The sequence below is a fragment of the Rhodococcus sp. NPDC055112 genome, from assembly GCF_053607505.1.
This window is the reverse complement of record NZ_JBSGTR010000067.1, coordinates 1-13,090: the sequence shown is the minus strand read 5'-3', so window position 1 is coordinate 13,090 and position 13,090 is coordinate 1. Positions and strand designations below refer to the sequence as shown.

The following is a 13,090-nucleotide window of genomic DNA, read 5'->3' as shown; positions in this document are numbered from 1 at the left end:
AGGGAGAGCAGCAGTGCCCTACACGATTGCTGAACCGTGCGTGGATGTTCTCGACAAGGCATGCATCGAGGAATGCCCTGTCGACTGTATCTACGAGGGTGGCCGCATGCTCTACATCCACCCCGATGAGTGCGTGGACTGCGGTGCCTGCGAGCCCGTCTGCCCCGTCGAGGCGATCTTCTACGAAGACGACGTGCCCGATCAGTGGAACGCCTACGTCAGCGCGAACGTCGACTTCTTCGTCGAGCTCGGATCGCCCGGTGGCGCCGCCAAGCTCGGCAAGGTCGACTACGACCCGCCGTTCATCAAGGCGCTGCCGCCGATGGGCGAGCACTGAGTTGTTCGGTACCACCGTGACCGCTCGTGCCCGGGTTCCCGTGTCCGCGGGGTTGCCCGACTTCCCATGGGACTCGTTGGCCGGCGCCAAGACCAAGGCCGAATCCCATCCCGACGGGATCGTCAACCTCTCGGTCGGCACCCCGGTCGATCCGGTGGATCCGCTGATCCGCGAGGCGCTGGCCTCCGTGTCGGAGGTGCCGGGATACCCGACCACGCACGGCACCCCCGAGCTGCGCGCGGCCGCGGTCGGTGCGCTGGCCCGGCGGTACGGGGTCACCGGGCTCGATCCGGCAGCCGTGCTGCCCGCGATCGGTACCAAGGAAGTGATCGCATGGCTGCCGCGGCTGCTGGGGCTGGGCGCCGATGACCTGGTCGTGATCCCCGAGGTCGCCTACCCCACGTACGAGGTGGGCGCGCTGCTCGCCGGTGCCAGGGTGTTGCGCGCCGACGGCACCATGCGGCTCGGCCCCGAGAGCCCGGCGCTGATCTTCATCAACTCGCCGTCGAATCCGACCGGCAAGGTGCTCGGCATCGACCACCTGCGCAAGGTCGTCGACTTCGCCCGCCAGCGCGGCGCGATCGTCGTGTCCGACGAGTGCTACCTGGGCCTGACCTGGGAGGCCGAGGCGTACTCGATCCTCGACCCCCGCGTCTGCGACGGCGACCACACCGGCCTGCTGGCGGTGCACTCGCTGTCGAAGACGTCGAACCTGGCCAGCTACCGGGCCGGCTTCATCACCGGTGACGCTGCGCTGGTCGCGGAGCTGCTGGAGGTGCGCAAGCACGCCGGGATGATCATGCCGTTCCCCGTGCAGGCCGCGATGACCGCGGCGCTGAACGACGACGCGCACGAGAACGAGCAGCGCGAGCGGTACCGCGCGCGCCGCGAGGTGCTGCTTCCCGCCGTGCGCGCCGCCGGGTTCACCGTCGACAACTCGGAGGCAGGCCTGTACCTGTGGGCCACCCGCGAGGAGGCGTGCCGGGACACGGTGGACTGGTTCGCGGACCGGGGCATCCTGGTCGCGCCCGGCGACTTCTACGGCCCCGGCAGCAGGCGGCACGTGCGGATCGCGCTCACCGCGACCGACGAGCGGATCGCGGCCGCCGCCGCACGGCTCACCGCCTGATCGCTGTTACCTGGCCGGGGACCCCGCCACGGCGCTAGCCTGGGGGCGGAGTTCCTCGTTGCCGGGGTACCGCCCCTGCAGCGTCCCCTCGCGGGCAGGAGGCAGCATGGACGCCGTCACTCGGGTTCCCTCGCCCAGCAACGAACCCGTGTACTCGTACGCACCGGGTAGCCGCGAGCGGTTGTTGCTCACCGCCAAGCTCACCGTGCTGGCGTCGGATCCGCTCGAGCTGCCGCACGTGATCGGCGGCGTGCACCGGCAGGGCGCGGGTGAGCGGGTGGACGTCGTTCAACCGCATCGGCATTCGGCCGTACTCGGGACGCTCACCAACGCCACCCACGAGGACGCGGACGAGGCCATCGAGGCCGCGGTCGCCGCCGCGCCCGGCTGGCGGGCCCTGTCCTTCGACGACCGGGCAGCCGTGCTGCTGCGCGCCGCGGACCTGCTCTCCGGTCCCTGGCGGGAGACGCTGGCCGCCGCCACCATGCTCGGTCAGTCCAAGTCGGTCCAGCAGGCCGAGATCGATGCGCCGTGCGAGCTGATCGACTTCTGGCGGTTCAACGTGCACTTCGCCCGGCAGATCCTGGCCGATCAGCCGGTCTCCGGTCCTGGGGTGTGGAACCGGCTCGAGTACCGGCCGCTCGAGGGATTCGTCTACGCGATCACGCCGTTCAATTTCTCCGCCATCGCGGGCAACCTGCCGACCGCGCCCGCGCTGATGGGAAACACCGTCGTCTGGAAACCGTCGACCACGCAGACCGTCGCCGCGTACTGGACGATGAAGCTGCTCGAGGAGGCGGGACTGCCGCCGGGCGTCATCAACCTCGTCACCGGCTCGGGCGCCGCGGTTTCCGATGTGGCGCTGAGCGATCCGCGCCTGGCAGGCATCCACTTCACCGGCTCGACCAGGACCTTCCAGCATCTCTGGCGGGAGGTGGGGGCCAATATCGGCTCGTACCGGGGCTACCCGCGGTTGGTCGGCGAGACCGGCGGCAAGGACTTCGTGGTCGCGCATTCCTCGGCTAATCCCGAGGCGCTGAGCACCGCACTGGTGCGCGGCGCCTTCGAGTACCAGGGCCAGAAGTGCTCCGCGGCGTCCCGCGCCTACGTCCCGAAGTCGGTGTGGCACAGGATGGGCCAGTCCTTCCTGGCCGAGGTCGATCAGCTCAGCTACGGCGACGTGACGGACCTGTCGAACTTCGGCGGTGCCCTCATCGACCGCGCGGCCTACGACAAGAACGTCGCCGCGATCGAGCGGGCGCGGGACGCCGCCGGGGTGCAGATCGCGGTCGGCGGAAAGTACGACGACAGCGAGGGATACTTCGTCCGGCCGACGGTGCTGCTCGCCGAGGACCCGAACGACGAGTCCTTCGCCACCGAGTACTTCGGACCGATCCTGTCGGTGCACGTCTACGACGACGACAGGCCCGGCGCCTTCGAGGACCTGCTCGCGGTGGTGGACTCGAGCGCCCCCTACGCGCTCACCGGATCGATCATCGCGGACGACCGGGTCGCGGTCGACAAGGCAGCCGCGGCACTGCGATTCGCGGCGGGCAACTTCTACGTCAACGACAAACCGACCGGTGCCGTGGTCGGCCAGCAACCCTTCGGTGGGGCCCGCGCTTCCGGCACCAACGACAAGGCGGGCTCGCCGATCAACCTGCTGCGCTGGACGTCCGCCCGGACCATCAAGGAGACCTTCGTCCCGCCGACGAACCACCGCTATCCGCACATGGAGCCCGAAGAGTAGCCGTGGTGGCGCAGGTGTTCGAGAACCCGCTGCGGCCCGCGATCCTGGCGGCCGCGCGATCGACGACGCTCAAGGCGGCGATCACCAGGGCGCCCGTGACCCGAACCATCGTGAAACGGTTCATCGCGGGGGAGACGAGGGCGGCGGCGCTGGCGGCCGCGCGCGCGATCCTCGACACCGGCAGGCTGATCAGCATCGACCACCTCGGCGAGGACACCACCGACGAGGCGCAGGCGGGGGCCGCCGTCGCCGAGTACCTGGCACTGCTCTCCGACCTGGTGGAGCTGCCGGAGGCGAAGGAGCCCGGTGGGACGCGCCCACTCGAGGTGTCGGTGAAGCTGTCCGCGCTGGGGCAGGCGCTGCCGGTCGACGGCCGCGAGATCGCGCTGGCGAACGCGCGGACGCTCTGCGCCGCCGCGGAGCGGAGCGGGATCTGGATCACCGTCGATGCCGAGGACCACACCACCACCGACTCGACGCTGTCCATCGTCCGCGAACTGCGGGCCGACTATCCGTGGCTGGGCGCGGTGCTGCAGTCGTACCTGCGTCGCGCCGAGGCGGACTGCCGCGACCTGGCAGGCCCGGATTCGAGGATCCGGCTGTGCAAGGGCGCCTACCGGGAACCGGACTCGGTCGCCTTCCAGAGCAAGGCGGACGTGGACGCCTCCTACCTGCGCTGCCTCCGGGTGCTGATGGAGGGTAGGGGCTACCCGATGGTGGCCTCCCACGACCCCGCGATCATCGCGGAGGCGGGCTCGATGGCGTCGGGGTCGCGGCGGGACGCGGCCGATTTCGAACACCAGATGCTCTACGGGATCAGGGACGGCGAACAGCTCCGCCTGGCCGGGCTCGGCGCCCAGATGCGGGTCTATCTGCCGTACGGCGGCCAGTGGTACGGCTATTTCATGCGCAGGCTCGCGGAGCGGCCGGCAAACCTGGGCTTCTTCGTCCGTTCGGTCTTCACGAGGGACTGAGAACCGGCTGGATCCCATGTGGCCAGAAGTCGAGAACGGGTAACCGCCCGGTGGGTGGGAACAGCTATGGAGAACGGGTTCGCGGCCAAGGAGATTGAACAGAGCTGTGACCGGTATCACTGCGGTCACCCGGGGCCGCTGAACGAGAGGACGCTTCATGACCAACGTGGAAACCGAGATCACCGATGAGGTTCGCATCATCGACCAGGGCACTCCGCCCGCTCGCTTCGCACGTGGCTGGCACTGCCTGGGTCTGGTGGAAGGCTTCCGGGACGGCAACCCGCACTCCATCGAGGCCTTCGGGACCAAGCTCGTGGTGTTCGCCGACAGCAGCGGCGACATCAAGATCCTCGACGCCTACTGCAGGCACATGGGCGGCGACCTGAGCCAGGGCACCGTCAAGGGTGACTCGATCGCCTGCCCGTTCCACGACTGGCGCTGGGGCGGCAACGGCAAGTGCACCGCCATCCCCTACGCCCGCCGGGTTCCGCCGCTGGCCCGTACCCGTACGTGGAAGACCATGGAGCAGGACGAGCTGCTGTTCGTCTGGAACGACCCCGAGGGCAACCCGGCGCCCGCGGACGTGACGATCCCGCAGATGTGCCCCGAGGGCACGGAGTGGACCGACTGGGTGTGGAAGTCGATCGTCATCGACACCAACTGCCGCGAGATCATCGACAACGTCGTCGACATGGCGCACTTCTTCTACGTGCACTACTCGTTCCCGACGTACTTCAAGAACATCTTCGAGGGACACGTCGCGATCCAGGAGTACGAGGGCGTCGGCCGCGAGGACATCACCGAGTGGGACGACCCGGACGTGCCGCAGCTGGTCTCCACCACCTCGACGGCGGCGTACCACGGCCCCTCGTTCATGATCGACGACCTGACCTACCACTACGAGCACTTCAAGGCCGAGTCGATCCTCATCAACTGCCACTACCCGGTCGGCCCGGACAAGTTCGTGCTGATGTACGGCATCAAGGTCAAGAAGACCGCCGAGGTCCCCGCGGAGATCGCCGATCAGATGGTGCAGGCGATGATCGGCTACATCGGCATCGGCTTCGAGCAGGACATCGAGATCTGGAAGAACAAGACCCGGATCGACAACCCGCTGCTCACCAACGAGGACGGACCCGTCTACCAGCTGCGTCGCTGGTACGAGCAGTTCTACGTCGACGTCGCGGACGTCAAGCCGGAGATGGTGGACCGCTTCGAGTTCGAGCTCGACACCACAAGGCCGGTCGAGGCGTGGAAGCAGGAAGTGGCCGACAACATTGCCCGCAAGGCCGACGCGGAGGCCTCGGCCTGATGGAGCCGGTCGATTGCGAACGCTGCGGCAACCGGGTGCTCGTCGAAAAGAGCAGCTGGGAGCACACCAGTGTCCAGTGGAGCACCGACCACCCCGAGGCCATCTGCGAGGAGTACCAGCAGGACCCGTCGCTGACCCAGCGCGGTGCGCGTATCGGTCGCTGTTCGGCGTTGCGCGAATCGATCCGCAAGGCCGTCCTGGACGGGCGGATCACCGTCCCGGACTGAACCCCACCGCCCCCGTCGGGCACGGCACGCACGCCGTGCCCGACGGCGGCGATCAGGTTCCGCCGCCCGGCCGTGCGTCGCCACCGCGCCGGTAGGACAGCGCATAGAGCGTGAACCCGACGACGGGCAGGATGATGTCGAACCACAGCGGCGCGCCGATGTTGCCGGACTTGGTGTTGTCCTCGGCGATCCAGAAGTACACGTGTCCCGCCGCGTCGCCGAGGTACTGGATCGCGGTGACGGTCAGCAGCGCCAGCCAGAAGTAGCCGCGGAACCAGAAGCACAGGACGCCCGTGACGCCGATCGCGAGGTCGCCCATCGCGTTCTCGAACTGGAACCCGCCGTCGCCCCTGGTGTAGCCGATCATCTCGGCGATGGCCGGGCCGTCGAACACGTGGAAGGCGGCGCCGACCACCGAGCTCAGCCCGATCGCCAGCACCAGCCACCACACGAGGTAGGTGTCGATCACCGCCGCGGGCCTGGTGTCCGTCCGGTGTCGGCGCGCCTGTATCGCGGCGACGATCAACGCCAGCGCTACGGCGATCACAGTGGTCACGGGACCTCCTCGGATTGACCGTCACAGGCGTCGATTCAATGGTTGCGGCTCGGGTGTCGTCGTGTTGCCTTTTTGGTGAACGCTCCGTGTGAGACGCTGGGCTGGTGCTGCTTCGATCGCTAGACGCCCTCGCCGTCGCCCGAGGCGACGATCTCCCCGACGCCGTCCGGATCGGCGACACCACGCTCTCGCGCAGTGACCTCCTCGGCGCTGCCGGAGCGCTCGCCAAGCGCATCGGCGGCGCCGAGCGGGTCGCAGTCCTCGCCACGCCGACCGCGTCGACGGTGATCGCGGTGGTCGGATGCCTGCTCGCGGGCGTCACGGTCGTGCCGGTGCCGCCCGACGCCGGATCAGCGGAGCTCGAGCACATGCTGCGCGATTCGGGGGCCCAGGCCTGGCTCGGGACGGCTCCTGACGGTAGCGGGTTGCCGGTCGTGCCGGTGCGCTTGCACACCCGTGACTGGCACTCTCACCCCGAACCGCCCCCGTCCTCGATCGCCTTCGTGCTGTACACCTCAGGCACCACGGGGCCGCCGAAGGGTGTGCTGCTGAGCAGGGGCGCGATCGCGGCCGGCCTCGACGCGCTCGCCGATGCCTGGAAGTGGACCGCGAACGACACTCTGGTGCACGGACTTCCGCTGTTCCACGTGCACGGCCTGATCCTGGGTCTGCTCGGCCCGCTGCGGGTCGGCAGCAGGCTGGTCCACACCGTGCGGCCAACGCCGGAGGCGTATGCGCAGGCCAACGGGTCGCTCTACTTCGGTGTGCCGACGGTGTGGTCGCGGGTGGTCGAGGACGAGGCGTCGGCCAAGGCGCTGAGCGGCGCCCGGCTGCTGGTCTCCGGCAGCGCCCCGCTCCCTGTGCCGGTGTTCGAGCGGCTCGCGGACCTGACCGGGCTGGTGCCGATCGAGCGATATGGCATGAGCGAGACCATGATCACGGTCAGCACCCGGGTCGGCGGCGAGCACCGCCCGGGTTGGGTTGGGCTGCCGGTGGCCGGCGCGGAGACCCGGCTGATCGACGAGGACGGGACCCCGGTCCCGCACGACGGCGAGAGCATCGGCGAACTGCAGGTGCGCGGTCCGATGCTGTTCGACGGGTATCTGAACCGCCCGGACGCGACCGCGGCGTCGTGGACCGAAGACGGCTGGTTCAAGACCGGGGACGTCGCGGTGATCGACGAGCACGGATTCCATCGGATCGTGGGCCGCGAATCGACCGACCTGATCAAGTCCGGTGGGTACCGGATCGGGGCAGGCGAGGTGGAGGCCTCGCTGCTGGGCCACCCGGCGGTCCGCGAGGTCGCGGTGGTCGGGGTGCCGGACGACGATCTCGGTCAGCGGCTGGTCGCCTACGTTGTCGGCGAGGTGACCTCGCCCGAGGACCTGATCGAGCACGTGGTCGCGGAGCTGTCCGCGCACAAGCGGCCCCGCGAGATCCGGGTGGTGGACTCGTTGCCGCGCAACGCACTCGGCAAGGTGCAGAAAAAGCAGCTCGGCTGACCTCCACGGGCCCTAGGCCAACGCGCCAGCACCGCCGAGCGTGACGAATTCGCGGCCGTGTGCCCGCAGCGCGGGCAGGGCCGCGGCCAGACCCTCGGCGGTGGCGCCCTGCGGGCGGTTGAGGTGCGCGATCACGATCGAGCCGGGTGCCGCCGAGGTCAGCGTGTCCTGGACCTTCGCGGCGGGCATGCTCGCGCCGGAGTCGCCGTTCACCGTGAAACCGACGACCTCCTCGCCGAGATCCCGGACGATGGCGGCCGCGACCTCGTCGCAGTGCGCGGTGCCCGGTCGGAACCAGCGCGGCGCCACGCCCGTGATCTCCTGCAGCCGTTGGTGATTGACCAGTACCTCGTCGATGACCTCCGCGACGGAACGGGTGCCCGCGATCCCGTACGCCGATCGTCCGGTCACCGAGAGCGGCAGGTGCTGCGTCCCGTGGTTGCCGAGCTCGAACAACGGGTTGTCGGCCAGGCGCACGGCGAGCGTCGGGTTGGCGTCGATCCAGCGGCCGTTGAGGAACAGAGTGGCCGGCAGCCTTTCCCGTTCCAGCAGGCCCAGCAGATCGGCGTCCACCGCGGCACCCCCTTGGCCGCCGCACGCGTCGAAGGTGAGGGCGAGCCGGTGGTCGGGCAGCGCGAGCCTGGTCCTGATCCCGGTGACGGCCAGACCCCATTCACGAGGGACCGCGCCGGCGTACCTGGCCTGCACCGTCGCCACGGCGGGCCGGACCGGGCTCAACAACGGGGATTCGGCGAGGCTCTCGGATCGCCCGATCCGGAGCGGCCCGGAACTGGCGACGGTGGGCCCGCCGACGGCGGCGTGGTGCGCGGCGACCGTGACGCCACCGGCGAGGCCGAGCAGCAGGGACCGGCGGGTGAGGGGCGCGCGCACGGCGTCACGCTATGGCACCCGGGTCGATCTCGCGCGTCGAGCGAACCGTGGGCGGAGACGGGCTCCTTTTGGGCCCGACGGGACTAACCTCGATAACCATGACCATGCCAGCCGAGAACACCCGTATCGTGCTCGCGTCACGCCCCGTCGGCGAACCCCAGCCATCCGATTTCCGGCTCGAGACCGTCCCGGTCCCGGTTCCCGGTGACGGGCAGCTGCTGCTCAAGACCCTCTACCTCTCCCTCGACCCGTACATGCGGGGCCGGATGAGCGCGGCGAAGTCGTACGCCGATCCGGTCGAGCTCGGCGACGTGATGGTCGGCGGCACCGTGTGCGAGGTGATCGACTCGAAGGACCCCGCCTTTCACGCGGGGGATGTGGTGCTGTCCTTCTCGGGCTGGCAGACGCACTCCGTGATCGACGCGCACCACGTGCGCAAGCTCGACCCTGAGGCCGCACCGGTGCAGAGCTGGTTGGGTGTGCTGGGGATGCCCGGCTTCACGGGGTACGCCGGGCTGCTACGCATCGGCGATCCGAAGCCGGGGGAGACGGTGGTCGTCGCCGCCGCGACGGGGCCGGTCGGATCGGCGGTCGGGCAGATCGCGAAGATCAAGGGTGCCAGGGCGGTCGGCATCGCGGGCGGTCCCGAGAAGGTCGCCTACCTGCGCGAGATCGGGTTCGACGCCGCGATCGACCACCGCGCACCGGATTTCGCCGAGCAACTCGCCGCGGCCTGCCCCGACGGCATCGACGTGTACTTCGAGAATGTCGGCGGTGCGGTGTGGGCCGCGGTGTGCCCGCTGCTGAACGACTTCGCCCGGGTTCCGGTGTGCGGGCTGGTGTCGCACTACAACGAGACCGCGGCCCCCGCCGGCCCCGACCGGCTGCCGGGCTTCATGAACGACGTGCTGAAGAAGAGCCTGACGATCCGCGGCTTCATCCAGAGCGAGTTCGTCAAGAGCGACTTCAAGCACTTCGTCGGCGACATGTCCGGCTGGATGCATGCCGGCCGCATCGCCTATCGCGAGGACATCGTCGAGGGTCTGGAGAACGCGCCCGCCGCCTTCAACGGGATGCTGGCCGGGCGCAACTTCGGCAAGCTGATCATCAAGGTCGCGTAGATGGGCGGGTGACAGAGTTGGGTGAACGGCCGCAGGAGAAGGTCGGTCCGCTCGAACTGGTCGCGTTCCTGTGCGAGCTGGCGATGCTCGTTCTGCTCGTCCTGGCCGGGATCGCGATGATGGATTCACTGCTCGGTCGGGTGCTGGTGGCGATCGCGCTGCCCGCCGCCGCGGCGGGGATCTGGTCGGTGTGGATGGCGCCGACGTCCCGCAGGAGGCTCCCCAATCCGTCCCGGCTGTACGCGCAGGTCGCGCTGTTCGCGGTGGTCGGGCTGATCGTCGGGTCGGCCCTCGGCTGGCTCGTCGGCGCGGCCTTTTTCGTGGTGTCCGCGGTCGTGTTCGCGGAGCGGTGGAGGCGGGAGTTGCGTACGACGTAGCGGCCCGCAGCTGTGGTTCCCCGGCGTGGTGTGGCTCCCACTCGGTGTCCCGGAACACGGGTTCGTGTTCTCACGCCGCAACCCCGCCAAGGGTGAACATTCCGACCTCCTCAGGGTGCCCCCTTCGGCACCCCAGGGCGCCTACTGAAAAATGTTGGTGCAGATGACGATTGATGGGCAAACCAATCCCAAGCCATTGGAGACCCAGATGTCCAGCTCTAAGATCCGCACCGCAATCGCGGTCGCCGCCGCCAGTTTCGCCGTTGCCGCGGCCGCCGCCGGTCCGGCCTACGCCGTCACGGCCGCAAGCGCCGTCAAGCCCGCCGAACCCGTTCCGGGCCCCACGGCTCCGAATCCCTGCCCGCCGCCTGTCGTCGCCGCGTCCTACGTCGCCGCGCCGGCAGGAGGCGGCACCGGACCCACCGTTCCCAAGCCCTGCCCGGGCCGACCCGGTGGTGGCACCGGCGGCGGTGGCGGCACCGGTGGGGGAACGGGCGGTGGCACCGGCGGCGGCGGTGGCCCCAAGTAGGGCCCCGGACATCAGCTGCCCGCCGTCACCTCGACGGCGGGCAGCTGCGCGTGGATCCATCCCGGACGTCATCCGGCGTGACCGCAGGTCTTGACCTGAACCGCGGTTGAGGTCATAGCGTCGCGGGTGCATCGCACCGACGACGGGAGCCCCCATGACCGCGACAGCGTCCGCCCTGACACCCGCTCAGATCGAGTACCTCGGCAGCCAGCGGCTTGGCCGTCTGGCGACGGTCGATCGTCGCGGTGCCCCGCAGAACAACCCGGTGGGATACCGGTTCAACGCCGAGCTCGGCACCATCGACATCGGCGGCCACAACCTCGGTGCCAGCAGAAAGTTCCGCAACCTCGCGGGCAACGACCGGGTGGCCTTCGTCGTCGACGACCTCGCGTCGGTCCGGCCGTGGGTGGTGCGGTGCATCGAGATCCGCGGCAGGGCAGAGGCATTGACGGACGTGGAGCCGTGGGGGAGGGGGATGTCGCCGGAGCTGATCCGTATCCACCCCGACCGGGTGATCGCGTTCGGGCTGGACTCCGACGCGGGCGCCTGACCTACTTGCTGTCCCGGAACACCGGCTCCCGCTTCTCGCGCCTGGCCAGGGTGGCCTCCTCGAAATTGTCGGTCATCAGCCGGATCATCAACTGACCCAGGCCTTCCTGGTTCATGTGCTGTGCCATCGAGGAGGCGTCCAGGCTCGACCACAGGGTGCGCTTGGTGAGCTCGACGCCGGGGCGGGAGAAGGCCGCGATCCGCGTCGCCAGGTCGAAGCACTCCTCGAGCAGGTCCTGGCCGTCGATGATGCGGGAGACGAGTCCGATCCGCTCCGCCTCCGCGGCATCGACATCCCGACCGGACAGCATGATCTCGAACGCGCGGGACGACCCGATCGCGCGTGGCAGCAGGTAGCTCAGCCCGAGTTCGCTGGCGGTCAGTCCGTTGTTGATGCCCGCCGCCCGGAAGTACGCCTCAGGGGCGGCCATCCGGATGTCGGCGGCCAGCGACAGACAGAAGCCGCCGCCGATCGCGGCGCCGTTGACCGCTGCGATCACCGGCTGGTGCATCCGGCGGATCGCCAGCACCACGTCGTCGAGGATCTCCATCGCGCGCAACGCGATCGACGGACGGGTCAGGCCGTCGATGTGCGGGGGACTGCCCGCGGACGCCTGGTCGGCGCCCGAGCAGAAGCCGTGGCCCGCGCCGGTGAGGACGACCGCGCGCACCGAGTTGTCGTTGCTGATCGCCTCGAGCGATTCCTTGAGCGGAACCATCACGTCGAACGCCATGGCGTTCATCCGCTCGGGGCGGTTGAGGGTCACCAGGGCCACGTTCTCGCGGGGCCGCTCGACGAGGACAAAACTCATGGCCGTTCTCCTGCTCGACGAAAGACGTAGGTCGCGCCGACACTACGTCGTGCCGGGCCGCGGCGGAGCGGTTTCTGGCACCAAGTGCAGGATGCGCGCCGGGGCGGTGTCCACCCCGACCCGACTCCTCCGAAAACGCGTGGTCCGATTCCCGCCAGCACCGAGTCCCGGGATTCCGCAGTCTGAATCAGGCATTCACCACGCCACATTCAGCAGATCTCCCGAAAGGACTCATCATGTCTTCGCGCCTGGACTCCAAGGTCTTCATCGTCACCGGTGGCACCTCCGGCATCGGCCTCGCGGTCGCCCGTCGGCTCACGGCGGAGGGCGCCGCGGTCGTACTCGGCGCCCGCCGCCGGGATGTCGGTGCGGACGCCGCCGCGAGCATCCGCGCGGCAGGCGGCACCGCGATCTTCGTGCCTGCGGACGTGTCGGTGGAAGCGGACGCGGCGGCACTGGTCGACGCCGCGGTCGCCGAGTTCGGGCGGCTGGACGGGGCATTCAACAACGCGGGCGGCGTCAACGCGTCCGGACCGGTGTCCGGGATCGACGGGGCCGACTGGGACGCCGAGCTCGCGCAGAACGTCACCAGCGTCTTCCACTGCCTCAAGCACCAGATTCCCGCGGTCCTCGAGACCCGCGGGGCCATCGTCAACAACGCGTCCAACCTGGGAGCCGTCGGGCTGCCCGAGGTCGCGCCCTATGTCGCAGCCAAGCACGCCGTCGTGGGACTGACCCGGGCCGTCGCGCTGGAGGTCGCCGAGCGGGGGGTGCGGGTCAACGCCATCACCACCGGTGGGGTCGACACGCCGCTCTCCCGCGGATCCATGGCACCCACCGACGAGGCGATGGCGCAGATCGCGGCCCTGCACCCGGTGAACCGCGTCGCCCAGCCGGACGAGATCGCCCCGTTCGTCGCGTTCCTGCTGAGCGAGGAGGCGTCGTTCGTCACCGGCGCCGCGCTCGCGATCGACGGGGGATTCACGGCGCGCTGAGTGGAACCGGAGGCGTGCGGCCGCTCAGG

The 13,090-nt window shown here is 69.5% G+C and carries 15 protein-coding genes; 12 read left to right on the top strand and 3 right to left on the bottom strand.

Annotation, left to right across the window (positions count from 1 at the left end; translation table 11 throughout):
* Nucleotides 1-13: 13 nt before the first annotated feature.
* From fdxA to ACWFRB_RS22760, 6 genes are all read left to right on the top strand, one after another.
* The gene (fdxA, locus tag ACWFRB_RS22785) at nucleotides 14-337 is read left to right on the top strand and encodes a ferredoxin (protein WP_097212554.1); all 324 of its coding nucleotides are present in this window, start codon (nucleotides 14-16) and stop codon (nucleotides 335-337) included.
* A 40-nt stretch (nucleotides 338-377) separates the two neighbouring features.
* Entirely contained in the window at nucleotides 378-1,466 is a 1,089-nt protein-coding gene (gene dapC / locus ACWFRB_RS22780) for a succinyldiaminopimelate transaminase (RefSeq protein WP_452643528.1), read from the top strand.
* A gap of 106 nt (nucleotides 1,467-1,572) precedes the next feature.
* Nucleotides 1,573-3,216: an L-glutamate gamma-semialdehyde dehydrogenase gene (gene pruA, locus ACWFRB_RS22775; RefSeq protein ID WP_452643517.1), complete on the top strand. Its 1,644-nt coding sequence runs from the start codon at nucleotides 1,573-1,575 to the stop codon at nucleotides 3,214-3,216.
* A gap of 2 nt (nucleotides 3,217-3,218) precedes the next feature.
* Complete coding sequence (locus ACWFRB_RS22770; RefSeq protein WP_452643516.1) at nucleotides 3,219-4,190, top strand: proline dehydrogenase family protein; 972 nt, start codon at nucleotides 3,219-3,221, stop codon at nucleotides 4,188-4,190.
* A 157-nt stretch (nucleotides 4,191-4,347) separates the two neighbouring features.
* Nucleotides 4,348-5,502: a Rieske 2Fe-2S domain-containing protein gene (locus ACWFRB_RS22765; RefSeq protein ID WP_452643515.1), complete on the top strand. Its 1,155-nt coding sequence runs from the start codon at nucleotides 4,348-4,350 to the stop codon at nucleotides 5,500-5,502.
* The gene (locus ACWFRB_RS22760; RefSeq protein WP_452643514.1) at nucleotides 5,502-5,729 is read left to right on the top strand and encodes a hypothetical protein; all 228 of its coding nucleotides are present in this window, start codon (nucleotides 5,502-5,504) and stop codon (nucleotides 5,727-5,729) included. The genes ACWFRB_RS22765 and ACWFRB_RS22760 overlap by 1 nt, the downstream gene beginning before the upstream one ends.
* A gap of 52 nt (nucleotides 5,730-5,781) precedes the next feature.
* On the opposite strand, the gene ACWFRB_RS22755 is transcribed toward ACWFRB_RS22760, so the two are convergent.
* Complete coding sequence (locus ACWFRB_RS22755; protein ID WP_452643513.1) at nucleotides 5,782-6,285, bottom strand: DUF6790 family protein; 504 nt, start codon at nucleotides 6,283-6,285, stop codon at nucleotides 5,782-5,784.
* A 104-nt stretch (nucleotides 6,286-6,389) separates the two neighbouring features.
* Between ACWFRB_RS22755 and ACWFRB_RS22750 the strand changes: the two genes are divergently transcribed.
* On the top strand, nucleotides 6,390-7,787 hold the full coding sequence (locus ACWFRB_RS22750) for an acyl-CoA synthetase (protein ID WP_452643512.1): 1,398 nt from the start codon (nucleotides 6,390-6,392) through the stop codon (nucleotides 7,785-7,787).
* 12 nt (nucleotides 7,788-7,799) lie between these two features.
* Here ACWFRB_RS22750 and ACWFRB_RS22745 read toward each other — a convergent pair whose 3' ends face one another.
* The gene (locus ACWFRB_RS22745) at nucleotides 7,800-8,678 is read right to left on the bottom strand and encodes a polysaccharide deacetylase family protein (RefSeq protein WP_452643511.1); all 879 of its coding nucleotides are present in this window, start codon (nucleotides 8,676-8,678) and stop codon (nucleotides 7,800-7,802) included.
* Nucleotides 8,679-8,776: 98 nt separating this feature from the next.
* Between ACWFRB_RS22745 and ACWFRB_RS22740 the strand changes: the two genes are divergently transcribed.
* From ACWFRB_RS22740 to ACWFRB_RS22725, 4 genes are all read left to right on the top strand, one after another.
* Entirely contained in the window at nucleotides 8,777-9,799 is a 1,023-nt protein-coding gene (locus tag ACWFRB_RS22740) for an NADP-dependent oxidoreductase (RefSeq protein WP_452643510.1), read from the top strand.
* Between the two features lie 8 nt (nucleotides 9,800-9,807).
* The gene (locus tag ACWFRB_RS22735) at nucleotides 9,808-10,176 is read left to right on the top strand and encodes a DUF2568 domain-containing protein (RefSeq protein WP_452643509.1); all 369 of its coding nucleotides are present in this window, start codon (nucleotides 9,808-9,810) and stop codon (nucleotides 10,174-10,176) included.
* Nucleotides 10,177-10,384: 208 nt separating this feature from the next.
* A complete protein-coding gene (locus tag ACWFRB_RS22730; protein WP_452643508.1) occupies nucleotides 10,385-10,705 on the top strand; it encodes a hypothetical protein in 321 nt (106 codons plus the stop codon).
* A 154-nt stretch (nucleotides 10,706-10,859) separates the two neighbouring features.
* A complete protein-coding gene (locus tag ACWFRB_RS22725; protein ID WP_452643507.1) occupies nucleotides 10,860-11,255 on the top strand; it encodes a PPOX class F420-dependent oxidoreductase in 396 nt (131 codons plus the stop codon).
* A 1-nt stretch (nucleotide 11,256) separates the two neighbouring features.
* Here ACWFRB_RS22725 and ACWFRB_RS22720 read toward each other — a convergent pair whose 3' ends face one another.
* The gene (locus ACWFRB_RS22720) at nucleotides 11,257-12,066 is read right to left on the bottom strand and encodes an enoyl-CoA hydratase (RefSeq protein WP_452643506.1); all 810 of its coding nucleotides are present in this window, start codon (nucleotides 12,064-12,066) and stop codon (nucleotides 11,257-11,259) included.
* 236 nt (nucleotides 12,067-12,302) lie between these two features.
* Between ACWFRB_RS22720 and ACWFRB_RS22715 the strand changes: the two genes are divergently transcribed.
* On the top strand, nucleotides 12,303-13,061 hold the full coding sequence (locus ACWFRB_RS22715) for an SDR family NAD(P)-dependent oxidoreductase (RefSeq protein WP_452643505.1): 759 nt from the start codon (nucleotides 12,303-12,305) through the stop codon (nucleotides 13,059-13,061).
* Nucleotides 13,062-13,090: the final 29 nt, after the last annotated feature.

Excerpts from the sequence above, each read along its gene's own strand:
- ACWFRB_RS22765 (WP_452643515.1), top strand. The coding sequence starts at position 4,348 with ATGACCAACGTGGAAACCGAGATCACCGATGAGGTTCGCATCATCGAC.
- ACWFRB_RS22730 (WP_452643508.1), top strand. The coding sequence starts at position 10,385 with ATGTCCAGCTCTAAGATCCGCACCGCAATCGCGGTCGCCGCCGCCAGT.
- ACWFRB_RS22760 (WP_452643514.1), top strand. The coding sequence starts at position 5,502 with ATGGAGCCGGTCGATTGCGAACGCTGCGGCAACCGGGTGCTCGTCGAA.
- ACWFRB_RS22715 (WP_452643505.1), top strand. The coding sequence starts at position 12,303 with ATGTCTTCGCGCCTGGACTCCAAGGTCTTCATCGTCACCGGTGGCACC.
- ACWFRB_RS22725 (WP_452643507.1), top strand. The coding sequence starts at position 10,860 with ATGACCGCGACAGCGTCCGCCCTGACACCCGCTCAGATCGAGTACCTC.
- ACWFRB_RS22740 (WP_452643510.1), top strand. The coding sequence starts at position 8,777 with ATGACCATGCCAGCCGAGAACACCCGTATCGTGCTCGCGTCACGCCCC.
- ACWFRB_RS22720 (WP_452643506.1), bottom strand. The coding sequence starts at position 12,066 with ATGAGTTTTGTCCTCGTCGAGCGGCCCCGCGAGAACGTGGCCCTGGTG.
- pruA (WP_452643517.1), top strand. The coding sequence starts at position 1,573 with ATGGACGCCGTCACTCGGGTTCCCTCGCCCAGCAACGAACCCGTGTAC.